Genomic DNA, 25,601 nt, shown 5'->3' with positions numbered 1-25,601 from the left:
TTGTAGCAAAGCTGGCCTTTGCGCCTGCGCCTCTTATAATTCCACTGCGTCGGCGTTTTGCCGCACCTTCCCCGCTATTGAACCGGAGAACCCCCATGTTCAAACGCCCCCTGGCACTCGCTGCCGGCCTCGCGCTGTCCTGCTGCGCCGTTTTCGCCCAGGCTGCCGACGTACTGCGCGTCAGCGCCATCCCCGACGAAGCACCGACCGAACTGCTGCGCAAGTTCAAGCCGCTGGGTGAATACCTCGAGCAGCAACTGGGCATGAAGGTGCAGTTCGTGCCGGTGAGTGACTACCCGGCAGTGGTCGAGTCGCTGGCCAGCAACCGCCTGGACATGGCCTGGCTGGGTGGCTTCACCTTCGTCCAGGTGCACCTGAAGGACCCGACCGCGACCCCGCTGGTGCAGCGTGAGCAGGACGCCCAGTTCACCTCCAAGTTCATCACCGCCAACCCCGAGGTGAAGAGCCTGGCCGACCTGAAGGGCAAGACCTTCGCCTTCGGCTCGATCTCGTCCACCTCCGGCAGCCTGATGCCGCGCTACTTCATGTTGAAGCAAGACAACATCAAGCCCGAGGGTTACTTCAGCCGCGTCGCCTACTCCGGGGCCCACGACGCCACCGTGGCCTGGGTTGCCGCAGGCAAGGTCGACGCCGGCGTGCTCAACGCCAGCGTGTGGCAGAAGCTGGTCGATGCCGGCAAGGTCGACACCAGCAAGGTCAAGGTGTTCGCCACCACGCCGACCTACTTCGACTACAACTGGACCGTGCGCGGCAACATGGACCCGGCGCTCAAGGCCAAGATCAAGCAGGCCTTCCTCGCCCTGGACCCGGCCAAGCCCGCCGACAAGGCGATCCTCGACCTGCAGGCGGCCAGCCGCTTCATCGAGACCCAGCCGGAGAACTACCAGGGCACCGAGCAAGCCGCGCGTGAGGCCGGCCTGCTCAAGTGACTATTCGTCTGCAAGGGGCCAGCTTGCGCCACGGCCAGGTCCAGGCCCTGAATACAGTGGATCTGCGTATCGACCAGGGTGAGCGGGTGGCGATCATCGGCCCGTCCGGGGCCGGCAAGTCGAGCCTGCTGCACCTGATGGCCACCGCCGTGCAACCCAGCGCCGGGCAACTGACGTTGCTCGACGCCCAGCCTTGGGCGTTGTCGGCGCGCGCCCGCCAGCGCCTGCGGGCACGGGTGGCACTGGTGCACCAGGCGCCGACCTTGCCGCCGCGCCAGCGGGTAGTGACCGCGGTGCTGGCCGGGCGCCTGGGGCAGTGGAGCACCCTGCGCGGGTTGCTCAACCTGCTGCACCCAGGCGATGTGCCGGGCGCGCGCCAGGCCCTGGCCGAACTGGGGTTGGCGGACAAGCTGTTCGTCCAGTGCGGGCAGTTGTCCGGCGGCCAGTTGCAGCGGGTCGGCATCGCCCGGGCGTTGTACCAGCGCCCGCAGGTGCTGCTGGCCGACGAGCCGGTCTCGGCGATGGACCCGGTGCTGGCCGACCACAGCCTGGCGCTGCTCAACCGTCATGCCCAGGCCCATGGCGTGACCCTGGTCGCCAGCCTGCACGCGGTGGAGTTGGCGCTGGCGCACTTCCCGCGGGTCGTCGGTATCCGCGAAGGGCAGGTGGCCTTCGACTGCCCGGCCGAGGCAGTGACCGAAAGCCTGCTGGATGCGCTGTATGCCAACGAGCAGTTGGCGTCGCCGGTCACCGCCGGGGCGACCCTGACGGTGCAGATCCCACGATGCTGAACGCCGCTGTCCGCGACCCTGCGGCGCTACCTCGCCTGTTGTTGACCTTGCTGTGCCTGGCGCTGCTGTGGCCCGGATTGCAGTTGAGCGAACTGAACCCCGGCGTGCTGTTGCAGGCGGAAAACCGGCAACAGATGGCCAGCTTCGTCAGTGGCTTCTGGCCGCCGGCTCACGATCACGACTTCCTTGGCCTGCTGTGGCAAGCCACCTTGCAGACCCTGGCCGTGGCCACTGCCGGCATGGCCCTGGCCTTGCTGCTGGCGGTGCCGGCGAGCCTGTTGGCCAGTCGCGCCCTGTCGTTGCGCGCAGCCTCCCGCGGCGGGCGCCCGGGGTTCTGGTCGCGCACCTTGCGCCTGCCGGTGCGCGGCCTGCTGGTGTTCCTGCGCAGCGTGCCGGAGATCGTCTGGGCGCTGCTGTTCGTCCGCGCCGTGGGCCTGGGCCCGACCGCCGGGGTGCTGGCCATCGCCATCACCTACAGCGGCATGCTCGGCAAGGTCTATGCGGAAATCTTCGAGTCGGTCGACCAGCGCCCGGCCCATGCCTTGTTGCAGGCCGGCAGCGGCCGCTTGGCTGCTTTCTGCTATGGCATCCTGCCCAATGCCGCGGCCGAGGTGGTGTCGTACACCGTCTACCGCTGGGAGTGCGCGGTGCGCGCCTCGGTGGTGATGGGCTTCGTCGGTGCTGGCGGCCTGGGCCAGCAGATCGATTTGTCGATGCGCATGTTCGCCGGCGACCAGGTGGCGAGCATGCTGCTGGCGTTCCTGGTGCTGGTGGTGCTGGCCGACCTGCTTAGCCGTTTTCTGCGCGGGAGGCTGGCATGAGCCGGGCAATCAACCTGTTGGTGCTGTTGGGCATCGTCGCGGCGCTGGTGGCGTCGTTCGCCTACCTGGAGCTGGACCTGCACGCGCTGGTCGGCGAGGGCGGGCTGGGGCAGATGGCGGAGTACGCCGGGCGCTTCCTGCAGCCGGACCTGTCGCTCGAGCACTTGCGCGCCGTGGCCCGTGGGGCGCTGGAGACCCTGGCGATGTCCGGGCTCGGCACCTTGCTGGCGATGCTGCTCGGCATGTTGCTGGCGCTGCCGGCGGCAGGGCGATTTGGTTGGCCGCTGCAAGGCGCGGCGCGTTTGCTGCTCAATGCGCTGCGGGCGATTCCCGAGCTGGTGTGGGCGGCGCTGACCGTGCTCGCCGCAGGGCTGGGGCCCAACGCCGGCACGCTGGCGCTGGCACTGCATACCGCCGGCGTGCTCGGCCGCCTGTTCGCCGAGGCCCTGGAAAACGCCCCGCCTGAGCCGGCGGCGGCAATTCGCCTGCAGGGCGGCAGCCAAGTGGCGGCGTTCTGTTTCGGCACCTTGCCCAACCTTTGGCCGCAACTGCTGGCCTACAGCCTGTACCGCTGGGAGAACAACATCCGCATGGCCAGCGTGCTTGGTTTCGTCGGAGCGGGCGGCCTGGGGCAGATGCTCTACACCACCCTGAGCCTGTTCCAGGAAGCCCAGGCCAGCACGGTGATCATTGCCATGCTGGTGTTGGTGTTGCTGGTGGATGCGTTCAGCGATGTGCTGCGCCAGCGGTATGTGAGGGCCTAGACAGGCGCTATCCCTGCAGGAGCCGGCCTTGCCGGCAAACACCGGCAGCGCCGGTGCCATCCACCGCGTTGCCGGGTTCGCCAGCAAGGCTGGCTCCTACACGCCGCAACCTCCGCCCCCCCCGTAGGAGCCGGCCTTGCCGGCGAACACCGGCAGCGCCGGTGCCATCCACCGCGCCGCCGGATTCGCCAGCAAGGCTGGCTCCTACACGCCACAACCTGCGAACACCCCGTAGGAGCCGGCTTGCCGGCGAACACCGGCAGCAAGCTGGCTACGGCATGGCGTTCGCCGCAGGCACCTGCTCCCCACGCTGCATCGACTCCAGGTTGCGCTCGATGGTCTCGCAGATGCTATCCATCGGGATCTGGTGCTCGCTGGCGCGAAACGGGCTTTGCAGGTCGGTGCCGATGCGCTCGATCGCCAGCAGCATGAAGCCCACCACCGTCGACGCCAGCGGGGTGAACCAGCCCAGCGACTCCACCAGCCCCACCGGCACGATCAGGCAGAACAAGGTGATGAACAGCCGCGGAAAGTACACGTAGGGGTAGGGCAGCGGTGTATTGGCGATGCGTTCCATGCCGCCCTGGGCATTGGACAGATCCACCAGCGTCGACTCCAGTCGCGCCAGGCGAATGCTGTCCAGGCGCCCAGCCTGGTACTCCTGGGCCAGCAACGCCGCCGAGCCTGCGAGAATATCGTTGGCGAAGTTGTTCGAACGGTTGCGCCGCTCGAACTCGGCGGGCGGGATGAACGCCATCAGTTCGTCCGGACACTTGTCGCCCTTCAGGTGCGCCGCCAGGCAGTTCACATAGGCGATATGCCGGCGCAGCAAGGTCGCCTTCACCGGGTTCGGCCCATCGTCCGGGTCGTCCATCAGCGTCAGCACTTGGCGGGCAAAGCTGCGCGAGCCGTTCACCAGCGCGCCCCACAAGGTGCGGGCTTCCCACCAGCGGTTGTAGGCGCTGCTGTTGCGAAAGCTCACCAGCACCACCAGCGCCGAGCCCAGCAAGGTCAGCGGGATCAGCGGCAGGCTGAACTTGCTGTTGAAGAACAGCATGAAGTCGATGGTGACCAGCACGTCCCAGATCAGCAGCCAGAACAGCGACCAGCCGATGTAGCCGAAGGTCTTGACCACCAGGCGGTACTTGCGGGCGAGGAGGGTTTTCACGTGGGGGAACCTCGAAACGATGGATGCAGGTTCCGACGCCGGCGGCGGGGTAAGGTTCGGTGTGTTTCGTCGTGTAGGAGCCAGCCTTGCTGGCGAACCAACGCCACGCGCAAATCGGCGGTGGTGCTGTTCGCCAGCAACGCTGGCTCCTGCCGGGTCATGGGTTGCACATCTGCTTCATCCGCACCAGCGCCACCCGGCTGCCATCGGGCGCTCGACGTTGTTCGATCGCGAACGGGACGAAACCCAGTTGTGGATAAAGCAGCAAGCCTGCGGTGTTGTGGTTGAAGCACGACACCCACAGCTCCCGCGCGGCGAACTGTTCGCGGGCCAGGGCGAGCATGCTTTGCACCAGGTAGCGCGCCACCCCCTTGCCCCGTGCGGCCGGCGCCACCACCACGTTGCCCAGCGCGCAGACGCCGCCGTGTTCGGCCTGGTAGAAATTGGCGAAGCCAACGAGCACGCCATCGGCCTCGATCACCGTCGAGCCGCTGCGCTGGGCGATGGCGTCGCTCAATTGTTCGGGCGTCAGGGGGTAGGTGGCCTTGGGGAACATGTAGAACAGTTCGTCCGGGCCCTGTGGGAAGCAGCAAAGGGCGGGGATATCGGCATGCGTGACGGGGCGGTGGTGTAATTCCATAATCTGGCTCCGTGTGGGGATGAGCGGAACTTGGTTCGTGTAAGAACACACTATCCTACCGACTCGGAGCGACTTGCAGCGGCTCAGGGCTGCCTATACGGCAGTGAACTCCTTGGCCGCCATATCGCGGCAGTGAATAGATTTCTGAGCTGCCTATACGGCAGTGAACGCTCTCGGGATCCCCTGGAAGATCATGCAGATTTTCTGAGCTGCCTATACGGCAGTGAACCTATTCGAGGCTTGGTCTAGCAAGGATCATCATTTCTGAGCTGCCTATACGGCAGTGAACACACTCCGATGCAGCCTGGTGATGGGGAACCATTTCTGAGCTGCCTATACGGCAGTGAACGCGAGGGATTTCTCGCGAGGCACTTCGGTGGTTTTCTGAGCTGCCTATACGGCAGTGAACCCGGGCTGACGATCGATGCCATCCACCTGCTATTTCTGAGCTGCCTATACGGCAGTGAACGCCACGGTCGTCCTGACCAGCTCCACCGCCGTTTTCTGAGCTGCCTATACGGCAGTGAACGCGCCGATGCAAGGCTACGTGAAGGAGTCAGCTTTCTGAGCTGCCTATACGGCAGTGAACGGGTCAAGCGGCCACGCATCGACAGTAACGAATTTCTGAGCTGCCTATACGGCAGTGAACTCGGCACCGTAGGCCAGGCTCCAGCGGTGGCATTTCTGAGCTGCCTATACGGCAGTGAACGTTGTCCTCCGCCTACACGAAAAATCACCGGTTTTTCTGAGCTGCCTATACGGCAGTGAACTAGAGCAAATGTTTCCCAACCTATTGATGAGTAAAGAAAAAGGGTAAAAACCAAGTTATCCACCCTTTTTCTGGCCACCTCCGCAACTCATTGATTTTACGAAGGTGGCCACCCTTTGCCTGAAAAAGGGTCAGAACCAAGGCACTGTGGCAACCCCACTCAAGCCATACCCACCAAACGGCCCTACCTGTGCATGATCTAGCAATGGCCCCTGCTGAATGAACAGTTTGAACCCTTGTCCGTTGGAATGGCTCCGCAACTGGGCATAAGGCAAGTTGCAATGTTTGGCCAAATGGTTCGGTATTCGCCGCCGCGCTTCGTCTTCACTGATGTCATGTCGTTTCATCAGCCTGCGGCGCAGTCGCTCTGGGCTGCTGTCGACCTGGACGCGGGCGAAGCTGCGATAGCGGGCTCCATCCGGGACTGGCTCCGGACCTGCGAGCTTTGCATGGTCATGCATGCCGCTGAGCCAGTTCACTGCCTGCAAATGCTCCAGGGCCTCCATGCAACCATGTACCCTCAACCGGGTGCCTAGGCTCTGGGGTTTCAAACGGTACTCCGGGAAGCTGACGCCGACATCGTTTCGCCTCAGGTCATGCAACGCGCGGTGGAGTTTGGCCAGCAGCGCGTTCATCAACATTGCCTGGGAGAACTCCGGATCGGGTAACAGCGTCAGTTCAAGGTAGTGATCCATGGCTCAGCCCGCCTCACCGAACACACCGCCGCGGATCAGCGTGGCGATGACGAAATGCTGTTGTTCCAGAGGTGGAACCTTGTCTTTAAGTACCCAGGCGTCCAGTAGAGAGTAGAAGTCGTCTTTGTTCTTGTTGCGTGGCTGGCGGTAGGCCTTGCCTTGGGTAGTGACGGAACCATAGGGTTCCACGGCGATCGGGCCATTGGCCTCGGCTTCCTCGTACCAGGTATCGATACTGCGCAGGGCGTTGCCAACCTTCTGCGAGTGGAGCCCAGCGATGCCACCGACGGTGTACAGGGTCTTGCTTTTGTCGCCGCGGCTTCGATCCATGATCAGCTCCTGGGACGGAAACACTTCCTGGCCAGCGCCAAGGCGGGCCAAGGCGGTGACCCGAAGCAGCACGTGCTGTTCGCCCATCAGCCCGTTGCCGATGACTCCAGCCAGTGCCTTGAGCGCTGTTGCGTTGGCTCCATGGCTGTCGAAATGGCGCAGGGACAGGCTGAACGCGTCGAAGGTCCAGGCTTGGTTGGGTTGGCCTTCAACCAACTGCTCGACCCGCACTTCAACCTGTTCGGCGCCAATGCGGTTGCGCCATAGGAAGCGCGCGTTGGCCAGGTTGCAGGCATAGCGGTAAGCCAGGGCCTCAAAACCGTTCTGCTCGGCATACCCTTTCACAGTTGCCTGCAGTTTGTGACGGTAGGCTGCGTCGTTGCAGGCTGATGGCTGGTCGATATTGCCCAGTACACGCAGGGTGAAGGACACCTGCAACGTGTCTGTGTCGTGGGGCAAGGTAGCGACATCGATGGTCTGAAGGTTTGGCTTTTGTGCTTCGGCGTCCAGTTTTGCCGGGTCCAGGTCCTTGGTTTTCATGCGGTTGGAGATGGTGCCGCGCACGGACTTCTCGCGTACGGCAATGGGTACCCAAAGGTCGCGATCTTTCCAATCACCGGCCTGGAACAACGCGTCAGAGGGGTCGAGCTTGCGTTCGAAAGCCAGTACGGAAGCAGTCTTGAGGGGGTCGGTAGTCATTGGCAAATCCTTCTGTAATGAGATGACGGCTTCAGTCGAAGCTGTGTTCGAGTTCAGGTTGGTAGTCGTTGCGGCAGCGATAGAGGCCGTTGTGCATATCGGTGCTCGGGTACCACAGCAGTTGCTCGACCGACTCCAGTCGATGCGGGCTCAGCCATTCGCCAATGCTGTACAGGCTCTCCGCCAGGCGCATAGGTGTATCACTGTCGCGGGCATTCGCCACCGAGCCGCCTGGAAGGGCTGGTGTCAGCGCACTGTAGCCAACGGGAATAGGTACTACCCAGCCAAGGCCTTGGCGGTCGTTATGCCACGTGGCCTTTTCGTTGGCATTGACTTCGCCCGCGTGCCAATTGATTCGCGCGAGCGACAGCCAGGCATCCAGTGCCGTGGCTTCGGGCTGCATGGCTTGCAGTTCGTGGTGGCGCCGCTGCAGCAGATCGGAGCGCTCGACCAAGGTGAAACCGGGGAGCCAGTTCGGTACCGTGCTGGCAAAGACATCCAGCCGATCGTCTTCGCTGCCACCCAGTGACATGAAATAAGGTGTGTGTTCGGCGCGTCGTTGTCGCGGCGGTACCAGGCTGCCGCCTGCTATTCGCATGCGGTAAAGCTGATCGAGCAATTGCCGGCAGAGTGAGGCAGCTTGGGTTGGGTCATCCAGTGCGGCGCCCTTCACACCCAGCAACAGCGTGAGCTCCAGGTGAATGCGGCCCTCCTCGATGATGGGCGAGGGGCTACCCGTGCGGTCGTTAGGGTTGCGGGTGAGGTGTAGAGTCTTGACGTAGCGGTCCGAGGTTGCCTGTTCCTCGTGCCGGTGCACCACCACGCCCACGGCTGGGAAGCGCAAGTCGATCGCGGCTGCCCGGGCCTTGCGTTCCATTGCCCACATGAGCCCGATGAATGCGGTCATCGATGGGAAACCATGGGTCAGGGGACTGGAGATAGCGTTGGCGTTCTGGATCCGCAGGTGAGGTAAAACCAGTATCGCTTCGAGGTTCGGCAGCTCAGGCACGAGTAGCCTCCTTCGGCAGGGCAGCAAACCCGAGGGTGTGTTCCATGGCCTTGCGCGCCCATTGTTGATGTTCCGTATCGCTCACGGCGAAGCCTTTGCGCAGCAGCAGGCCGTTAAGCCAGAGGGCGTAGTTTTTCGCGACGGCGTCGGGCCAGGTTTGTTGGGCGATAGCATGGCGGAAGGCCAGGTCTTCGTCCTCATAACCCTCGCGGACTTCCAGGCCGGCCCGGCCGGGGTCCAGCCAGGCTTGTTCGCACAGCGGCAGCAGGCATTGCGGGTCACGGGTCCAACCGGCGGTGGATTGGCCGCGGATGTAAAGGCCAAAGGCCGTCAAGGCCCGGCTCAAGGCGCGCTCGATATGCTTGCGCCGTTCACGGTTTGGCTGGGTGGCCGTCGGCTCTTCCTTGATGAAGTTGCACAAGGCATTGAGCTGGCGCTGTACACCCTCGAAATGCTGGAAACGGTGAAAAGCTGACTCCATTGCTAGCAGTGGTTTGCTTGGCAGTGTTTTCCAGGTGGGCGGCAGCGAGGCGAGCAGGTAGTTGACGCCACCCCGCTCGCTGTTGAGCTGGCTGATGTTTTGCGGTTTGGTGCCGCCCAGCTTGCGGGCCACCAGGTCGCGATACTCGCGATAGAGGCCGGGGTATGGCTGATTAGCGCGGCGCGCCTGCCTGGCCAGCTTGTTGGCTTCACCAAAGCGTGCGTCATTGATGTCGGCGTGCACGGCATGCACCAGGCTGCTGGGAAACAGCGGTTGCAGCAGGTGGAACGAGGCGTTTTGCGTTGCATCGCTGCCCACGCACCAGTACAGCTGCTTGGCCTTTTCGTGGGACACCAGCGGCTCGCCGGAGCGGACCAGGCTCTTGAAGGCTGTAGCCCAGGCTCTGGCCAGTTCGGCTTCTGGCGCCAGCGCGCTCAACAGGTCGGCATCGTCTTGTTGTAGCCAGTCCAGCAGTGAGCGGCCTTCGACCTGCAGCTTGAGGAACTTGTAGACATCCAGGGCTGCGGCGTTGCCGACGATATCGGTGGCGAAGCGGTCGCCCAGCGTGTGGCTGCCGACTTCGTCTCGGGCTGGGAGTGAGCGAGGTTCGACGAACAGACTGCTGCCGCGTGCATCGGGGTGGGTGGCCTTGAGTACGTGGGTCACGGCCTGGATTTGTGTGACGCGGCGGGCGGCGTCGGCGAGCCAGGTGGCGTACTGATACTTGGCGGCGGTGGTGGGGTCGTCCTTACCGTTGAGCTTGGTGTCGCGGCGCTCGGTGATGAATTGGGTGATGGTGGATTTGAACAGGTGTGTTCGAGAGAGTTTTTCGTCCATGTTGCAACTCGAGATAATTCGACGATAGGTCGAGGGCCTTATAGAATCCCTGCAGCAACTGCCGCGGGGACCCGAAGATCAATGGGGCTTACGCCCTCACGGATATTCTGAGCGTGTGCTTGCCAGACACGTTTCCTCCTTGGCACCCGCAGGGTGCTCTGGGTCGACAGATGGCCTGTGGTTGTTGCGCTGAGGAGCTGTGCCAGCAGCTCCTCAGCCTTTAGCGTAGGTGAAACAATCGATAAATCCATTGTAATCAGATTTAGTTGATCTACTTTTACTGGTACTGCTGAAAAGCAGCTCAGAAAATTGTTAGCTGTTTTGTGAACGGTCTTGACTACCGAATAGGTAGCTTCTGCAACGGGCGGCGCTTAGCCGCCTTCGTTTTTTGTTAGCCCCAGTTCCGGATGGAAGCGCCAGCCAGCTTTTGCATCGGCAACCTGAACGGGTGTAAATCGCTCTGCAGTATCAGAAAGTGGTAAGCCCAACTCATCCGCCAGAGTGTCCAGCATCTGTGCCAGATCCCTCTTGCCCCACGGCAATATCCTGTCGCCGAGCTGACGTTCCAAGGGGATTCGTTCAAGCCGCTCCTCGCTCTTGAGATATTCAGGTGCCGCACGAGGGTTTGGTCGGAACAGGCGATAAAGGACTAATCGTTCTTCAGCCTCATCGGGCCTGAACACTAGGTTGGCCTCGGCCTGCTTCTGCTCGCGGAATGGTTGGTGTTGCGGCAGCGCCCAAGTCAGGGCGGTTTGCGGATACTGCCAGGCACAGGCTGCGTTCAGATCTTGTTCCTCATCCCCTGGCAACATCTGTGCATCGATTCGCGCATGTTCCAGGTCCACCAGATTGTTCTTCGGATCACGTTCCTCTAACGGACGAGGCAGGATACGTGCGGCAGCGGTCAGTGGCAGGTAGTCACTCAAGCGCAGCAGCTTATCGAGACGGTGACTGCTCAATCTCCAGCGATGAGTCGGCTCTTTCCGGTCAATTTCGAAACCGGGATGAATAAATGCTGGTTTCAGGCGGTCCTCTGGATTGGTCTGATTCTCGTAGTGCTTCAAGTTGGTATCGAAAACCAACAGGTTGGGTGTGCTGCACGGTTGACGTCTGTGCCTTTGCACCCGGCCTGCCAGCTGGACAAGCGAGCGCATCGAGGAAGGCTCCACGATTGCCCAGTCGTAGTCATGATCGCGGCCGACTTCGGTAACCGGCGAGCCCAGCACGACGAACAAATGCTCCTGTTCAGGATGGCTGTCCAGAGCCTGGCGAACATCGGGCATGTCAAATACTGCAAACGGCTGCTTGCGATTAAGGCAACGATCCAGTTGAGCCTCAATAGCCGAGCGCAATATCAGTGAAAACCCTGCATGGTAGACACACAGGTGGATGCGTTGGCCTGCAGGCGAACCTTGTTTGAACAGTGTCAGCGCCACGTCGAAGAGGGGGTTGATGTTGGCCATTCGGATCAGGCCAAAACTGACGCGTTTACCGCTGTGTGGGCATACCTGTGCATGGCGTGTGTGAGCAGCCTGCATTGCCAATTGGAGTTGGCCTGCGAAATGTTCACGTACTTGTAGTCTTGAACGAACAACCGGTATGTTCCATGGCCGTATCTCGACCAGGCGTAGCGCAACTCGACCTTTTTCAACCAGGGTCTGTGCGCGCTTGGTAACAAAGCGGGTGTGCATATCGGCGAAGGTCTGGGCGTCCCGGCAACTCTCTGCGGTGGCAATGTACTCATCGACCCAAAGGCAGGGAATTTTCACTTCGGGCTGAAAGGTATCTACTGGCTCACCGCGGTTGCGCCGAAAATGCTGACGACCGGCGCGATAGGCCTGGAACAAGCCATTCGCCAGGCCTGGGGAAATTGTCGCGGTGGAAAGCAGGACTCGGGCGCCAAGCAGTCCAGCCCAGTAAACCAGCCGAGTTACCGCCGGTTGGTCCGGGATGTCGAAGTCATCGACTTCATCCAGCACCAGGTCCCCACTCATCAATCTCAACATCGGTGCAATTTGCCGCCCGCCGCGTTGGGCTTCAGTCGCGGGCATCAGATGGTCGATGGTGCAGACCAGCATCGGTGCTGCCAGCATGGCGCGGATAGCCGGATCGCCCATGGCCTTGCCCAGCAGTCCGTGGTCATCGGTATTACCTTCGTAGAACACATGGCTGTCTTCATCGATCAGGCTCTGGATCGAGGCCGAACCATGGGTTTCGTGCTGGGCTTCGAAATATTGCTGCAGTAGCCCCGCATCCGAGCCGCCAACGCGGATGGCCAGTTCGTCATCACCCAGGTGCAGATCGTGTCGGTAGCTCTCGCCGGTTTGCCGGGTGAGGGTGCGCAGGCCCAGGGCAAAGGCACAGCGCAGGCCTCGCTGGGGTTCGGCCATGGCATTCATGATGCGCGCGTTCGCCAGGGTCTTGCCGCAACCGGTAGAGGCCATGTTGATGATGAAGGCGCCGTGTTGGAGGCTGGCCTCCCGTATGCCGGCGGCTTTGTCGGTGGCCTGGTCTTGCCACCGGAAGCGTTCATCGCCGCTGCGCTTGCGCAGGCCTTTGTGCTGGATGAGGTGTGGCAGGTGATGCTCGAAGCGGGGTAAGGCATGGACGATGCTGGCGGCCATCCGGTCCACGCCCAGAAGATGTTCGTCCAGTGCCTGTTTGGGCTTGCCGTCACGGTCAGTGTTGGCGTAAAGAGGTGTGCGCCCATCCCCTTTGACGCGGCGCGAGTCGTCGACGCCGAGGCTGGAGTAATAGTGGTCACCGAGCATCAGGCTCAAGCGGGCCAGGTGCATCACGTACGGATTGTTCAACCAGTCGCCCTTGCCGGGCTTATTGCATAGCGCCAACAGCTTGGTGGCCACTTTGGCAGCCTTGGCTCGCCACTTGGGTTCGGTAACTGGCAGGCCGTGATCGAACTGCCAGTAGCTTGGCGGTAGCTCTGAGCTTTGTGAATCGTGAAGTTCATTCCACTGGTGAGTGATGTTTTCCAGCACCTGCCCCAATTTGCGTCGGTTTAGATCGCGGGTCGGCTTGCCGAAGTAGTTGGGGCCGCGGGTGCGTTCATCTTCAAGGTTGGGCACCACCGGTAGGCGATGGTGGCTGAGCACAAGCCAGCCAATGGCTGCGGCCAACGGCGGTAACTGTCTAAAGGGTGGCGGGGTATGTGCATCCAGACCATCGCGTATCAGGCGCCCCGGTGCTAGCCAGCTTGCATCGTCCTGCGGGGTAGGTGCGATTAATCGCTGCAACCAGGTGGTGTCATCATCATCGCCGACGAAGGCCTGGAAAAGGCGTAGCGAGATCCATTCGTGGCGATACAGGTTCTTGCTCTTGGCTGGTTTACTCAAGCGTGCCTGGAAAGACGCGCAGGCTTTGCCCAAGTCGTGCAGCAGCGCAGCCATGCGCGCCAGCAACTGAATATCTTCTGCGTTGTGCCAGTCGTTTTCGTCCTCCCGGCGCAGCACGTTGCGTTTTGTCGTGTGGGTGGGGACGCTGCCTTGGGTGTTGAAGCGGCTGGCATCGCCGACCACCCAAAGCAGCTCGCTGTGGTCCAGGCCGCGAATCCAGTGGCAGGCCACAGCGGTGTTACGCCGGGCGGTCTTTCTCAGCAGGCGGCGCAAAGTATCGAGGCCGGCCTTTGTGATCGGGGTTTGCCAGGTGCGATCGCCGCGCCGCTCGGCGAACTGGTCGAGGATACGTCGGGTTTCGCTAAGGGCACGTTTGTCGCATTGAGAGATCAGCAGGATGTTCACGCCAATGGTGCTCCCAACTGCTCGGCCACGGCTTTGAGGCTGTCGATCATGAAGTCGAGGGCCTCGTTGCGGGTGAGGCTTTCGATGCAGGCCTGACGGAAAGCCTGCTCATCGTCGCCGCGCATGGCCGAGATAAACGCCTGGGGTAAGATCAAGCCATCTTTGACCAGGTCGGCGACATCGAACACCAACCCGCCACGGCGCGTCTTGCCGTGCAGAACGGCCAGCCCATGCGGTAGCCCGAGTACCCAGGTGGCAGTGGCTCCCAGGCCGTAGGCCAGGTAGTTGCCGTGGTCGAGAAAACTGTTGGCGGGGTCGGCCCCGCTGCCACGCTTGGCGCGGGTGAAATCGCCATAGCCGGTGGCGTTGGCGGCAAGTTTGAACAGTTGCTTGGTCAGGCGTGCCTCTTCGAGCAGCAGGGTGTCATGGTTGTGAGCTTGCTCGATACGTGCGAGCGACTCGCTGATCAGGGCGGTGAGTGTCTCTGCGGCGATCTTTAAACCCGCTTTGTCGAAAGCGCGGCTGCCTAGCCACTGCTTGCCCAGGTAGTCCAGGCGCAGGCGTTGGAAAGCCTTGGCCGCTGTCAGACGCTTTGGTGCATCGAACCAGAACGACACCCAGCGTTGCAGGTATTCGGTGGGACGGTACTCGCTCTGCGGGGAGAACCAGGCGACGTCGATATCCACTTCGTTGGCGCTGAACAAAGGCGTTGCACCGCTGCCGCAGAAACCCACCAGCACGCCAGCCCGGGCTAGTTCGCGCATGGCCGCCTGGGTGACCGAGGTGCCAGTGCCCAGCAGCACGGTGGTGGTATTGGCGATGGGGATGTTCCAGTAGAGGGATTGTTTGCCCGCATCGGTGACGTATTCGACGCGGCCACCTTTTACCAGGACGCGGCAGTGTTGCAGGTAGTAGATGTTGGCGCGCTTGGAATGGAGGATGCTCTTGAGATCGGACGAGGGGATGCCTTCCATGTGGCCTTCTGCTCGTTGCTTGATAGAGAGGTGGCCGTTATAGCTGAAATGGAGCGGGGGAGGGTGGGGGATTCTGTTGCGGGAGGATTCGGGTCCGTGGGTGAGGATTTTGATGGAGGTGGACCCTTTTTCTGGGGTTTGGGTGGTATGCCTTTTGAATCAATGAGTTAGAGATTCTCTGGGGAAAAGGGTTTTTAGATGCGTATGGGCGGTTTTGGTTTTGTAGTCAATGGGTTAAGGTTTGGGAGGTCTGGTTCACTGCCGTATAGGCAGCTCAGAAATGGCAAACCGATGCGGGCAGCCTGGCCAGTTCGTTCACTGCCGTATAGGCAGCTCAGAAACAGGCGCTCGAGCTGATCCAGGGCCTGACCGGGTTCACTGCCGTATAGGCAGCTCAGAAAATCACGGCCAACGGCAGCGATGCCAGCCAGCTGTTCACTGCCGTATAGGCAGCTCAGAAAACGGTAGTAACTGCCACGGCGACCGACGCTTTGTTCACTGCCGTATAGGCAGCTCAGAAACTTATCCAGGGCGGCCGATACCATCGTGCCACGTTCACTGCCGTATAGGCAGCTCAGAAAACAATGCCGATGGGGCTCATGCTCGCTATGCCGTTCACTGCCGTATAGGCAGCTCAGAAAGCGTCGTTCGCTGCCTTGCCGCCAAACACCTTGTTCACTGCCGTATAGGCAGCTCAGAAAATCACCTTGACGGCATAGTCTTTCGTCCACCGGTTCACTGCCGTATAGGCAGCTCAGAAAAGATGGCCATCCACTTCCTGCAGGTCCTGGCCGTTCACTGCCGTATAGGCAGCTCAGAAACAAGGCCCGGCGTTGCTCGATCAACTGGTCAACGTTCACTGCCGTATAGGCAGCTCAGAAATGCAGGCCGCAGAAGTATGGGAGGGTCACGAAGTTCACTGCCGTATAGGCAGCTCAGAAATGCCGGCGATCCTGGAAGGCTATATGCATGGGGTTCACTGCCGTATAGGCAGCTCAGAAAACACGTCATTGCCATACTTCTGGCCAGGGTTCGTTCACTGCCGTATAGGCAGCTCAGAAATACACCCGCACTGGCGCCTGGGCGCTGGATTGGTTCACTGCCGTATAGGCAGCTCAGAAATGCCGATAGTCGATACCACCCGCATTTCTGATGTTCACTGCCGTATAGGCAGCTCAGAAAAGGCACGGGTGACGCCGGCACACTCCAGGGCCGTTCACTGCCGTATAGGCAGCTCAGAAAGATCACAGTAGGGATGCGGGCGTCTTCGGAGAGTTCACTGCCGTATAGGCAGCTCAGAAAATGTCACGGTCGAAGCCGATCAGCGGGTCGATGTTCACTGCCGTATAGGCAGCTCAGAAAAGAAGACCGACGCCGGCATGGTCAAGCATAGTGTTCACTGCCGTATAGGCAGCTCAGAAAGATCCAGTCCGACGACTACGCCGACGCCGGGAGTTCACTGCCGTATAGGCAGCTCAGAAAAAGGGACTCGCCGCCCATGCCCCCCAGGGCCAGTTCACTGCCGTATAGGCAGCTCAGAAAAGGGGCAGGGTGGTCATGCGTGCGGTGGCCACGTTCACTGCCGTATAGGCAGCTCAGAAAAACGATAGATCTCGTAGAGATGATTGCTGGGCGTTCACTGCCGTATAGGCAGCTCATAAAAGGACAAAATCGCGGTCGTGCAAGCGGTCGCCGTTCACCGCTTCATGGGTAGAACTGTGCGGACTCAACAGTGGAACGGTACATAGCACCGGCTGCGTTGGTGCTCGGTGCTACCCCCACACCGAGGGCGCTGCGCCCAGGAGGTAGCAACAAAATCCCAGGCACAAAAAAACCGACCATAAGGTCGGTTTTTTCTGGATCTTGGTGCCCCGAGGGAGACTCGAACTCCCACTCCTTTCGAAAACGGATTTTGAATCCGCCGCGTCTACCAATTCCGCCATCAGGGCTTGTGGCGCCGCAGTATAGAGAGGTCGCTCAAGGCGGTCAATCGGCTTTCATGGTCAATTTTCATGCATTGGGCTAAACTTCCCGGCCCTGTCGAACCGAACATCATCATGCGCGTCGCCGATTTCTCCTTCGAACTTCCAGACTCCCTCATCGCCCGCCACCCCCTGGCCGAGCGTCACGGCAGCCGCCTGCTCGTGCTCGATGGCCCCAGCGGTGAGTTGGCCCACAAGCAGTTCACCGACCTGCTCGACTACCTGCGCCCCGGCGACCTGATGGTGTTCAACAACACCCGAGTGATCCCGGCGCGGCTGTTCGGCCAGAAAGCCTCCGGCGGCAAGCTGGAAGTGCTGGTCGAGCGCGTGCTCGACAGCCACCGCGTGCTGGCCCATGTGCGCGCCAGCAAGGCGCCCAAGGCAGGCGCGGTGATTCTCATCGATGGCGGCGGCGAGGCCGAGATGGTCGCGCGCCACGAGACCTTGTTCGAGCTGCGCTTCAACGAAGAAGTGCTGCCGCTGCTCGAGCGCGTCGGGCACATGCCGCTGCCGCCCTACATCGACCGCCCCGACGAGGGCGCTGATCGCGAGCGCTACCAGACCGTCTACGCCGAGCGCGCCGGCGCGGTGGCGGCGCCCACCGCCGGCCTGCACTTCGACGAAGACCTGCTGGCGAAGATCGCCGCCAAGGGCGTCGAGCGGGCCTTCGTCACCCTGCACGTGGGCGCGGGCACCTTCCAGCCGGTGCGGGTCGACAAGATCGAAGACCACACCATGCATAAAGAGTGGCTCGAAGTGAGCCAGGATGTGGTCGACGCCGTGCAGGCCTGCCGCGCCCGTGGCGGGCGAGTGGTCGCGGTGGGCACCACCAGCGTGCGCTCGCTGGAAAGCGCGGCGCGCGACGGCGAGCTCAAGGCCTTCAGCGGTGATACCGATATCTTCATCTTCCCGGGCCGGCCGTTCCATGTGGTCGATTGCCTGGTCACCAATTTCCACCTGCCGGAGTCCACGCTGCTGATGCTGGTCTCGGCCTTCGCCGGTTACCCCGAGACCATGGCTGCCTACGCGGCGGCGGTCGAAAACGGTTACCGCTTCTTCAGTTACGGTGATGCCATGTTCATCACCCGCAATCCGGCGCCACGCGGCCCAGAGGATCAAGCATGAGTCGCACCTGTCGAATGTCGTTCGAACTGCTGGCCACCGACGGCAAGGCCCGTCGCGGCCGGCTGACCTTCCCCCGTGGCACCGTCGAGACCCCGGCCTTCATGCCGGTGGGCACCTACGGCACGGTCAAGGGCATGCTGCCGCGCGATATCGAGGCCATCGGCGCCGAGATCATCCTCGGCAACACCTTCCACCTGTGGCTGCGTCCGGGCACCGAGGTCATCAAGAAACACAACGGCCTGCACGACTTCATGCAATGGAAAGGCCCTATCCTCACTGATTCCGGTGGTTTCCAGGTGTTCAGCCTGGGCGCCATGCGCAAGATCAAGGAGGAAGGCGTGACCTTCGCATCGCCAGTGGACGGTTCCAAGGTGTTCATGGGGCCGGAAGAGTCCATGCAGGTCCAGCGCGACCTGGGCTCGGACATCGTGATGATCTTCGACGAGTGCACGCCGTACCCGGCCGAGCACGACGTGGCGCGTACCTCGATGGAGCTGTCGCTGCGCTGGGCCCAGCGCTCGAAGAACGCCCACGGCGACAACACCGCGGCGCTGTTCGGCATCGTCCAGGGCGGCATGTACCAGGACCTGCGCATGCGCTCGCTGGAAGCGCTGGTCAACATCGACTTCGACGGCCTGGCCATCGGCGGCCTGTCGGTGGGCGAGCCCAAGCACGAGATGATCAAGGTGCTGGACTACCTGCCGGCGCAAATGCCCGCTGACAAACCTCGTTACCTTATGGGGGTAGGCAAGCCGGAGGATCTTGTAGAGGGTGTGCGCCGCGGCGTCGACATGTTCGACTGCGTGATGCCTACCCGCAATGCGCGCAACGGCCACCTGTTCGTCGATACAGGGGTGATCAAGATCCGCAACGCGTTCCATCGTCACGATGAATCGCCGCTGGATCCGACCTGCGATTGCTATACCTGCACCAACTTCTCCCGCGCTTATCTGCACCACTTGGACAAGTGCGGCGAAATGCTGAGCAGCATGCTGAATACCATCCACAACTTGCGCCATTACCAGCGCTTGATGGCCGGTTTACGCGAAGCTATCCAACAAGGTAAATTGGCCGCCTTTGTCGACGCCTTCTATGCCAAGCGCGGGCTGCCTGTGCCGCCCTTGGACTGACTGTTCGCATCCATTATTAGAAAATTTGCATTAGGAGTGCCCAATGAGCTTCTTGATTCCCGCCGCCTACGCGGACGCAGCAGCCCCCGCCGCCGGCCCAGCCGGTACCGGCTTCGAGTGGATTTTCCTGGTCGGTTTCCTGGTCATCTTCTACCTGATGATCTGGCGCCCGCAGGCCAAGCGTGCCAAAGAGCAGAAAAACCTGCTGAGCAACCTGCAAAAAGGTGACGAAGTGGTTACCAATGGCGGCATCGCCGGCAAGATCGTCAAGGTTGCCGACGACTTCGTGGTCCTGGAAGTGTCCGACAACGTCGAACTGAAGTTCCAGAAGGGCGCCATTGCCGCGACCCTGCCAAAAGGTACGCTCAAGGCTATCTGAGTTACCGGTTTCATTTTTCCAGTCGGGGCGCGCAAAGCGCCCCGCGTCTTGAACGGGCGGCGTGATGCTGAACAAATACCCTCTGTGGAAATACCTGCTGATCGTGTTGGTACTGACGGTCGGCTTCATTTATTCCGCACCCAACCTCTACCCGGATGATCCGGCGGTGCAGATCAGCGGCGCCAGCTCCGCCCTGCATGTCAGCCAGGCCGACCTCGACCGCGTGACCAAGGCGCTGGGCGATGCCGGCATCACCGTCAAGGGCGGCAGCCTGGGCGAGAAGGGCAGTGCCCTGGTGCGCCTGAGCAACCAGGAAGACCAGCTGCCAGCCAAGGATGTGGCGCGCAAGGCCCTCGGCGACGACTATGTCGTGGCCCTGAACCTGGCCCAGACCACCCCGCAGTGGCTGCGCAACCTGGGTGCCAGCCCGATGAAGCTTGGCCTGGACCTGTCCGGTGGTGTGCACTTCTTGCTGGAAGTGGACATGGACAAGGCCATGACCGCGCGCATGAAAGTCTACGAAGGCGAGGTCAAGACCTTGCTGCGCAAAGAACGCATCCGCTACCGCAGCCTGCCGCAGCAGGATGGCGGGATCATGCTGGGCTTCGCTGACGATGCCACCCGCGAGCAGGCCCGTAGCCTGATCCGCAAGAATTTCAATGATTTCGACCTGACCACCACCGAGCGCAGCGAACTCGCCGTGCTGCGCCTGGCGCTGACCCAGGCCAAGGTCGCCGAGATCCGCGAATACTCCATCAAGCAGAACCTGACCACCGTTCGCAACCGTGTGAACGAGTTGGGCGTGGCCGAGCCGCTGGTCCAGCGCCAGGGCGCCAACCGCATCGTGGTCGAGCTGCCGGGCGTGCAGGATACCGCCGAGGCCAAGCGTATCCTCGGCAAGACTGCCAACCTGGAGTTCCGCTTCGGTGCCGAGCCGGGCGCGTCCAAGGCCACCACCGAGGTGTTCGAGTTCCGCGAAGGCGGCCGCTCCGCCGCGGTCGAGCGCGGCCTGATCATCACCGGTGACCAGGTCACCGACGCCCAGGCCAGCTTCGACGAGCACGGTCGCCCGCAGGTGAACATTCGCCTCGACGGCCATGGTGGCGAGCTGATGAGCCGCGCCACCCGCAGCAACGTCGGGCGCAGCATGGCGGTGATCTTCATCGAGCAGAAGCCGATCACCCGCTACGAGAAGCAGACCGTCGACGGCGTCGAGAAGGACGTTGCCGTACAGAGCTTCAAGGAAGAGAAGAAGATCATCAGCCTGGCGACCATCCAGTCGCCGCTGGGCAGCCAATTCCGCATCACCGGCCTGAACGGCCAGGGCGAATCGTCCGAGCTGGCCCTGCTGCTGCGTGCCGGTGGCCTGGCCGCGCCAATGTACTTCGCCGAAGAGCGTACCATTGGCCCAAGCCTGGGTGCCGACAACATCACCAAGGGTATCGATGCGTCGCTGTGGGGCATGCTGTTCGTCTCGCTGTTCATCATCGCCATCTACCGCGGCTTCGGCGTGATCGCCACCGTTGCCCTGGCGGGCAACATGGTCCTGCTGCTGGCGCTGATGTCGCTGCTGGGCGCCACGCTGACCCTGCCGGGTATTGCCGGTATCGTGTTGACCATGGGCATGGCAGTGGACGCCAACGTGCTGATCTTCTCGCGTATCCGCGAGGAGCTCAAAGCCGGCATGTCGGTGCAGCGCGCCATCCACGAAGGTTTCAACCGCGCCTACACCGCGATCATCGACGCCAACCTGACCAGCCTGCTGGTCGGCGGCATCCTGTTCGCCATGGGTACCGGCCCGGTCAAGGGCTTCGCGGTCACCATGTCCCTCGGGATTTTCACCTCGATGTTCACCGCCGTCATGGTGACCCGCGCCATGGTCAACCTGACCTGCGGCGGGCGTGACATCAAGAAGCTGTGGGTTTGAGGGAGCTGCGATGAAAACCATCAACTTCATGGGCGTGCGCAATGTCGCGTTCGCCATTACCGTGCTCCTGACCGTGCTGGCGCTGTTCAGCTGGTGGCAGAAAGGCCTGAACTTCGGCCTGGACTTCACCGGCGGCACGCTGATCGAGCTGACCTACGAGCGTCCGGCGGATCTCAAGGCCGTGCGTGCCGAGCTGGTCGATTCCGGCTTCCACGAGGCCGTGGTGCAGAGCTTCGGCGCCACTACCGACCTGCTGGTACGCATGCCGGGCGACGACCCGCAACTGGGCAACAAGGTGGCCGCGGCGCTGCAGAAGGCCGGTGGCGACAACCCGGCCACGGTCAAGCGCGTCGAGTTCGTAGGCCCGCAGGTGGGTGAAGAACTGCGCGACCAGGGCGGCATGGGCATGCTCCTGGCCCTGGGCGGCATCCTCATCTACCTGGCCTTCCGCTTCCAGTGGAAGTTCGCCGTGGGCGCGATCATCTCGCTGGTCCACGACGTGGTGGTCACGCTCGGTATCCTGTCGTTCTTCCAGATCACCTTCGACCTGACGGTGCTGGCGGCGGTACTGGCGATCATCGGTTACTCGCTCAACGACACTATCGTCGTGTTCGACCGGGTGCGCGAGAACTTCCGGGTGATGCGCAAGGCTTCGCTGATCGAGAACATCAACGTCTCGACCACCCAGACCCTGCTGCGCACCATCGCCACCTCGGTGTCGACCTTGCTGGCCATCGCCGCGCTGCTGTTCTTCGGCGGCGACAACCTGTTCGGCTTCTCCCTGGCGCTGTTCATTGGCGTCATGGCAGGTACCTACTCGTCGATCTACATCGCCAACGTGGTGCTGATCTGGCTGAACCTGAACAGCGAAGACCTGATCCCGCCGGTGAAGACCGAGGGTGTGGACGAGCGTCCATAACGCTGGGTCCCACGCCGTTTGGCGTAAAGAAAGGCGCGAGTGTTGAACTCGCGCCTTTTTTTTTGCTCCAAGGCAGGGAGAAGGCGGGCCAAGACCCCGCGGGTATGACTAGGAGGTTCGCGTGAACAAATCAATGCTGGTGGGTGCGGTACTGGGTGCTGTCGGTGTAACCGCCGGAGGTGCTGTGGCGACCTACAGCTTGGTCAACAAGGGGCCTGAGTACGCCCAGGTCACCGACGTGCAGCCGATCAAGGAAACCATCAAGACGCCGCGTCAGGTGTGCAAGGACGTGGCGGTGACGCGCCAGGCGCCGGTCAAGGACCAGCACCAGATCGCCGGCACCGTGGTCGGCGCGCTCGCCGGCGGCCTGCTGGGCAACCAGATCGGTGGCGGCACCGGCAAGAAGATCGCCACGGTGGCCGGCGCGGTCGGTGGCGGTTATGCCGGCAACAAGGCCCAGGAGTACATGCAGGAGCGTGACACCTACACCACCACCCAGACCCGCTGCAACACGGTCAACGACCTGAGCGAGAAGGTGGTGGGCTACAACGTGACCTATTCCATCGGTGACCAGGTGGGCAAGGTGAAGATGGACCGCGACCCGGGCTCGACCATTCCGTTGGACAAGAATGGCAAGCTGGTGCTGAGCCAGAATCAGCCGGGGCAGTGATCCCGGCGCGGGCTGCTTTGCGCCCCTTTCGCGACACAAGGCCGCTTCTGCAAGGGGGGGGCGTGGTTCGCGGGACAATAGGCATAAAAAAAGCACCCGAGGGTGCTTTTTTTGTGCCCGAAGCGATCAGCGCTTCATGTGCTCTGGCAGGTGCGGCTGGATGGCAGTCAGCACGGCCTTGAAGCACTTGATGTTACCCGCGACGATGTGGCCCTTCTCGAGGTGGTCGTGGCCACCGTTGAAGTCGCTGACCAGGCCACCGGCTTCCTGGATCAGCAGCACGCCGGCCGCCATGTCCCACTCGGACAGGCCCGACTCCCAGAAGGCGTCGAAGCGGCCGGCGGCCACGTAGGCCAGGTCCAGGCTGGCGGAACCGGCGCGGCGGATGCCGGCGGTCTGGCCGGTCAGGGCGCGGAACATGCCCAGGTAGTTGTCCAGGTCGGCCATCTGGTTGTCGCGGAACGGGAAGCCGGTGCCCAGCAGGGCGCCGTCCAGGCTGGTGCGCGAGCTGACGCGGATGCGGCGGCCATTGACCTGGGCGCCACGACCACGGCTGGCGGTGAATTCTTCCTGGCGAACCGGGTCGACGATCACGGCGTGCTCGAGGCGGCCGCGGTATTTGCAGGCGATGCTGACCGCGAAGTGAGGAACGCCACGCAGGAAGTTGGTGGTGCCATCGAGCGGGTCGATGATCCACAGGTAGTCCTTGCCTTCTTCACCGGAGCCGGCGTGCAGGCCGGTCTCTTCACCCTGGATGGAGTGGTTCGGATAGGCCTTGCGCAGGGCATCGACGATGACTTTCTCGGCGGCGCGGTCGACCTCGGAGACGTAGTCCTTGGCCTGCTTTTCGTCGACTTTGATGCTATCCAGGCGTTCGATGGAGCGGAAAATCAGTTCACTGGCGCTGCGAGCGGCGCGCAGGGCGATATTCAGCATAGGCTGCATGGGCGTTTCACCTGGGATGTTAAAGAGGAAAGCCGCATAGTCTATCAGAAATCCACGACGGCAGAAGGGTCAGATGCGCTTTCGTGGCGTTACGTCCGTCGCTTCTGTAAGATCGTTTGCCCCTTTATCCCTACTCCGTGAGCTCAACACCTTGTTGCAGAATATTCGTGTTGTTCTGGTCAATACCAGCCACCCCGGCAATATCGGCGGCGCTGCTCGTGCCATGAAAAACATGGGCCTGTCGCGCCTGGTGCTGGTGCAGCCAAAAGAGTTCCCGTCAGGCGACGCCACCGCGCGCGCCTCGGGCGCCGACGACATCCTGGCCAATGCCCAGGTGGTCGACAGCCTCGAGGATGCGTTGGTCGGTTGCAGCCTGGTGATGGGCACCAGCGCCCGCGAGCGCAGTATCCCCTGGCCGCTGATCGACCCGCGCGAGTGCGGGGCCAAGGCCGTGGAGCACGCCCGTGGCGGCGAAGAGATCGCCCTGGTGTTCGGGCGCGAGCACGCCGGCCTGACCAACGAAGAACTGCAGCGATGTCACTTCCACGTGCATATTCCCTCGAACCCCGACTTCAGCTCGCTGAACCTTGCCGCCGCGGTCCAGGTGCTCTCCTACGAGGTGCGCATGGCCTGGCTGGCGGCCGAAGGCGCGCCGTCGAAAGTCGAGAAGTTCGATGCCAACTCGCTGCGCAGCAACGAGCCGGCGACCATGGACGAAATGGAACTGTTCTACGACCACTTGGAAAAGACCCTGGTGGACATCGGCTTCCTCGACCCGGAAAAGCCCAAGCACCTGATGCCGCGCCTGCGCCGGCTCTATGGGCGCAGCGCGGTCAATCGTTCGGAAATGAGCATTTTGCGCGGCATCCTCACCGAGACCCAGAAAGTCGCACGGGGCGAGCCGCATAAACGGAAGGACTGAAAGATGTTCGAGCGTCTGCGTGAAGATATCCAGAGCGTGTTCCATCGTGACCCGGCGGCGCGCAACGCCTTCGAGGTGCTGACCTGCTACCCCGGCCTGCACGCGATCTGGCTGCACCGCCTGGGTAACGCATTGTGGAAGCGTGACTGCAAATGGCTGGCGCGGCTGGTGTCGAACTTCGGACGCTGGCTGACCGGCATCGAGATCCATCCCGGCGCCACCATCGGCCGGCGCTTCTTCATCGACCACGGCATGGGCATCGTCATCGGCGAAACCGCCGAGATCGGCGACGACGTCACGTTGTACCAGGGCGTGACCCTGGGTGGCACCAGTTGGAACAAGGGCAAGCGCCACCCGACCCTGGAGAACGGCGTGGTGGTCGGTGCCGGCGCCAAGGTGCTGGGCCCGTTCACCGTCGGCGCCGGGGCCAAGATCGGCTCCAATGCGGTGGTGACCAAGGCGGTGCCGGCCGGTGCCACCGCGGTGGGCATCCCCGGGCGGATCATCGTCAAGAGCGAGGATGACGCGCTCGAGGCCAAGCGCAAGGCCATGGCCGAGAAGATCGGTTTCGACGCCTATGGGGTCAGCGGCGACATGCCCGACCCGGTGGCGCGCGCGATCGGCCAGATGCTCGACCATCTGCAAGCCGTCGACGAGCGCCTGGAGGGCATGTGTGGCGCGCTGACCCGGATGGGCAGTGACTACTGTGCCAAGGAGCTGCCGGCGCTGCCCGCCGATGAGTTTGCCGAAGCCTGCGCCGAGGCCAAGCAGGGCGACACTCAGTCGCATTGATTGCGCCGGCCCGATACAAGGGGCGTGTGCTCGCGCCCCTTGTCTGCTACACTCGCGCCCGCCTCCCGCATGCATACCCGACTAAAGCACTAGGTCTAATAGTTGACTTAAATGCTCGGGAATCGCA

The 25,601-nt window shown here is 62.2% G+C and carries 21 protein-coding genes, 1 tRNA gene and 2 CRISPR repeat arrays; of the genes, 12 read left to right on the top strand and 10 right to left on the bottom strand.

The window, feature by feature from the left end; all coding sequences use genetic code 11:
- Positions 1-95 precede the first annotated feature (95 nt).
- From ACODS5_RS07740 to phnE, 4 genes are read left to right on the top strand one after another with little or no spacing between them, the layout of a single operon-like run.
- The gene (locus ACODS5_RS07740; protein WP_134690003.1) at positions 96-950 is read left to right on the top strand and encodes a putative selenate ABC transporter substrate-binding protein; all 855 of its coding nucleotides are present in this window, start codon (positions 96-98) and stop codon (positions 948-950) included.
- Positions 947-1,741, top strand: a complete 795-nt coding sequence (locus ACODS5_RS07735) for a phosphonate ABC transporter ATP-binding protein (protein WP_489108337.1) — start codon at positions 947-949, stop codon at positions 1,739-1,741. The genes ACODS5_RS07740 and ACODS5_RS07735 overlap by 4 nt, the downstream gene beginning before the upstream one ends.
- Positions 1,735-2,562: a PhnE/PtxC family ABC transporter permease gene (locus ACODS5_RS07730; RefSeq protein ID WP_134690001.1), complete on the top strand. Its 828-nt coding sequence runs from the start codon at positions 1,735-1,737 to the stop codon at positions 2,560-2,562. Before ACODS5_RS07735 ends, ACODS5_RS07730 begins: the two co-directional genes overlap by 7 nt.
- Positions 2,559-3,326, top strand: a complete 768-nt coding sequence (gene phnE, locus ACODS5_RS07725) for a phosphonate ABC transporter, permease protein PhnE (RefSeq protein WP_489108336.1) — start codon at positions 2,559-2,561, stop codon at positions 3,324-3,326. Before ACODS5_RS07730 ends, phnE begins: the two co-directional genes overlap by 4 nt.
- 271 nt (positions 3,327-3,597) lie before the next feature.
- Here phnE and ACODS5_RS07720 read toward each other — a convergent pair whose 3' ends face one another.
- From ACODS5_RS07720 to ACODS5_RS07680, 9 genes are all read right to left on the bottom strand, one after another.
- Positions 3,598-4,494: a bestrophin family protein gene (locus ACODS5_RS07720; RefSeq protein WP_489108335.1), complete on the bottom strand. Its 897-nt coding sequence runs from the start codon at positions 4,492-4,494 to the stop codon at positions 3,598-3,600.
- Between the two features lie 157 nt (positions 4,495-4,651).
- Positions 4,652-5,134, bottom strand: coding sequence for a GNAT family N-acetyltransferase (locus tag ACODS5_RS07715; RefSeq protein WP_489108334.1), 483 nt, complete (start codon positions 5,132-5,134; stop codon positions 4,652-4,654).
- Between the two features lie 81 nt (positions 5,135-5,215).
- Positions 5,216-5,904: a CRISPR direct-repeat array (repeat unit 28 nt; unit sequence TTTCTGAGCTGCCTATACGGCAGTGAAC).
- 130 nt (positions 5,905-6,034) lie between these two features.
- Positions 6,035-6,598, bottom strand: coding sequence for a type I-F CRISPR-associated endoribonuclease Cas6/Csy4 (gene cas6f / locus ACODS5_RS07710; protein ID WP_489108333.1), 564 nt, complete (start codon positions 6,596-6,598; stop codon positions 6,035-6,037).
- Between the two features lie 3 nt (positions 6,599-6,601).
- Positions 6,602-7,627 carry a type I-F CRISPR-associated protein Csy3 gene (csy3, locus tag ACODS5_RS07705; protein WP_489108332.1) on the bottom strand — a complete coding sequence of 342 codons (1,026 nt, stop codon included), beginning with the start codon at positions 7,625-7,627 and terminating at the stop codon, positions 6,602-6,604.
- 31 nt (positions 7,628-7,658) lie between these two features.
- Entirely contained in the window at positions 7,659-8,636 is a 978-nt protein-coding gene (gene csy2, locus ACODS5_RS07700; protein WP_489108331.1) for a type I-F CRISPR-associated protein Csy2, read from the bottom strand.
- Complete coding sequence (gene csy1, locus ACODS5_RS07695; protein WP_489108330.1) at positions 8,629-9,954, bottom strand: type I-F CRISPR-associated protein Csy1; 1,326 nt, start codon at positions 9,952-9,954, stop codon at positions 8,629-8,631. Before csy1 ends, csy2 begins: the two co-directional genes overlap by 8 nt.
- A gap of 371 nt (positions 9,955-10,325) precedes the next feature.
- Positions 10,326-13,709 (bottom strand): type I-F CRISPR-associated helicase Cas3f, encoded by a 3,384-nt coding sequence (gene cas3f, locus ACODS5_RS07690; protein WP_489108329.1) that lies wholly within the window; start codon positions 13,707-13,709, stop codon positions 10,326-10,328.
- Positions 13,706-14,683 (bottom strand): type I-F CRISPR-associated endonuclease Cas1f, encoded by a 978-nt coding sequence (gene cas1f, locus ACODS5_RS07685; RefSeq protein ID WP_489108328.1) that lies wholly within the window; start codon positions 14,681-14,683, stop codon positions 13,706-13,708. The genes cas3f and cas1f overlap by 4 nt, the downstream gene beginning before the upstream one ends.
- Positions 14,684-14,936: 253 nt before the next feature.
- Positions 14,937-16,345: a CRISPR direct-repeat array (repeat unit 28 nt; unit sequence GTTCACTGCCGTATAGGCAGCTCAGAAA).
- Positions 16,346-16,547: 202 nt separating this feature from the next.
- A tRNA-Leu gene (locus ACODS5_RS07680) sits at positions 16,548-16,632 on the bottom strand.
- A gap of 108 nt (positions 16,633-16,740) precedes the next feature.
- Between ACODS5_RS07680 and queA the strand changes: the two genes are divergently transcribed.
- From queA to ACODS5_RS07650, 6 genes are all read left to right on the top strand, one after another.
- Entirely contained in the window at positions 16,741-17,790 is a 1,050-nt protein-coding gene (queA, locus tag ACODS5_RS07675) for a tRNA preQ1(34) S-adenosylmethionine ribosyltransferase-isomerase QueA (RefSeq protein ID WP_134689996.1), read from the top strand.
- A 14-nt stretch (positions 17,791-17,804) separates the two neighbouring features.
- Entirely contained in the window at positions 17,805-18,920 is a 1,116-nt protein-coding gene (tgt, locus tag ACODS5_RS07670) for a tRNA guanosine(34) transglycosylase Tgt (protein WP_023629281.1), read from the top strand.
- Between the two features lie 43 nt (positions 18,921-18,963).
- Positions 18,964-19,299: a preprotein translocase subunit YajC gene (yajC, locus tag ACODS5_RS07665; protein WP_110735801.1), complete on the top strand. Its 336-nt coding sequence runs from the start codon at positions 18,964-18,966 to the stop codon at positions 19,297-19,299.
- A 64-nt stretch (positions 19,300-19,363) separates the two neighbouring features.
- On the top strand, positions 19,364-21,226 hold the full coding sequence (gene secD / locus ACODS5_RS07660; RefSeq protein WP_134689995.1) for a protein translocase subunit SecD: 1,863 nt from the start codon (positions 19,364-19,366) through the stop codon (positions 21,224-21,226).
- Between the two features lie 10 nt (positions 21,227-21,236).
- Positions 21,237-22,145, top strand: coding sequence for a protein translocase subunit SecF (secF, locus tag ACODS5_RS07655; RefSeq protein WP_134689994.1), 909 nt, complete (start codon positions 21,237-21,239; stop codon positions 22,143-22,145).
- 121 nt (positions 22,146-22,266) lie between these two features.
- Positions 22,267-22,815, top strand: a complete 549-nt coding sequence (locus ACODS5_RS07650) for a glycine zipper 2TM domain-containing protein (RefSeq protein WP_134689993.1) — start codon at positions 22,267-22,269, stop codon at positions 22,813-22,815.
- Positions 22,816-22,941: 126 nt separating this feature from the next.
- Here ACODS5_RS07650 and suhB read toward each other — a convergent pair whose 3' ends face one another.
- Complete coding sequence (gene suhB / locus ACODS5_RS07645; RefSeq protein ID WP_134689992.1) at positions 22,942-23,760, bottom strand: type III secretion system regulator SuhB; 819 nt, start codon at positions 23,758-23,760, stop codon at positions 22,942-22,944.
- Between the two features lie 151 nt (positions 23,761-23,911).
- Here suhB and trmJ point away from each other — a divergent pair, with 151 nt between their 5' ends.
- Together trmJ and cysE are read left to right on the top strand one after the other, a co-directional pair.
- A complete protein-coding gene (gene trmJ / locus ACODS5_RS07640) occupies positions 23,912-24,682 on the top strand; it encodes a tRNA (cytosine(32)/uridine(32)-2'-O)-methyltransferase TrmJ (RefSeq protein ID WP_134689991.1) in 771 nt (256 codons plus the stop codon).
- Positions 24,683-24,685: 3 nt separating this feature from the next.
- On the top strand, positions 24,686-25,474 hold the full coding sequence (cysE, locus tag ACODS5_RS07635; protein ID WP_489108327.1) for a serine O-acetyltransferase: 789 nt from the start codon (positions 24,686-24,688) through the stop codon (positions 25,472-25,474).
- Positions 25,475-25,601 lie beyond the last annotated feature (127 nt).

The sequence above is a fragment of the Pseudomonas sp. FG47 genome, assembly GCF_057809115.1.
This window is presented reverse-complemented; position numbering and strand designations above follow the sequence as displayed.

What these genes read in the sequence shown, in the direction of transcription:
- ACODS5_RS07740 (WP_134690003.1), top strand. Translation starts at nt 96, where the DNA reads ATGTTCAAACGCCCCCTGGCACTCGCTGCCGGCCTCGCGCTGTCCTGC.
- ACODS5_RS07730 (WP_134690001.1), top strand. Translation starts at nt 1,735, where the DNA reads ATGCTGAACGCCGCTGTCCGCGACCCTGCGGCGCTACCTCGCCTGTTG.
- phnE (WP_489108336.1), top strand. Translation starts at nt 2,559, where the DNA reads ATGAGCCGGGCAATCAACCTGTTGGTGCTGTTGGGCATCGTCGCGGCG.
- ACODS5_RS07715 (WP_489108334.1), bottom strand. Translation starts at nt 5,134, where the DNA reads ATGGAATTACACCACCGCCCCGTCACGCATGCCGATATCCCCGCCCTT.
- cas6f (WP_489108333.1), bottom strand. Translation starts at nt 6,598, where the DNA reads ATGGATCACTACCTTGAACTGACGCTGTTACCCGATCCGGAGTTCTCC.
- csy3 (WP_489108332.1), bottom strand. Translation starts at nt 7,627, where the DNA reads ATGACTACCGACCCCCTCAAGACTGCTTCCGTACTGGCTTTCGAACGC.
- csy1 (WP_489108330.1), bottom strand. Translation starts at nt 9,954, where the DNA reads ATGGACGAAAAACTCTCTCGAACACACCTGTTCAAATCCACCATCACC.
- cas1f (WP_489108328.1), bottom strand. Translation starts at nt 14,683, where the DNA reads ATGGAAGGCATCCCCTCGTCCGATCTCAAGAGCATCCTCCATTCCAAG.
- queA (WP_134689996.1), top strand. Translation starts at nt 16,741, where the DNA reads ATGCGCGTCGCCGATTTCTCCTTCGAACTTCCAGACTCCCTCATCGCC.
- tgt (WP_023629281.1), top strand. Translation starts at nt 17,805, where the DNA reads ATGTCGTTCGAACTGCTGGCCACCGACGGCAAGGCCCGTCGCGGCCGG.
- yajC (WP_110735801.1), top strand. Translation starts at nt 18,964, where the DNA reads ATGAGCTTCTTGATTCCCGCCGCCTACGCGGACGCAGCAGCCCCCGCC.
- secD (WP_134689995.1), top strand. Translation starts at nt 19,364, where the DNA reads ATGCTGAACAAATACCCTCTGTGGAAATACCTGCTGATCGTGTTGGTA.
- secF (WP_134689994.1), top strand. Translation starts at nt 21,237, where the DNA reads ATGAAAACCATCAACTTCATGGGCGTGCGCAATGTCGCGTTCGCCATT.
- suhB (WP_134689992.1), bottom strand. Translation starts at nt 23,760, where the DNA reads ATGCAGCCTATGCTGAATATCGCCCTGCGCGCCGCTCGCAGCGCCAGT.
- cysE (WP_489108327.1), top strand. Translation starts at nt 24,686, where the DNA reads ATGTTCGAGCGTCTGCGTGAAGATATCCAGAGCGTGTTCCATCGTGAC.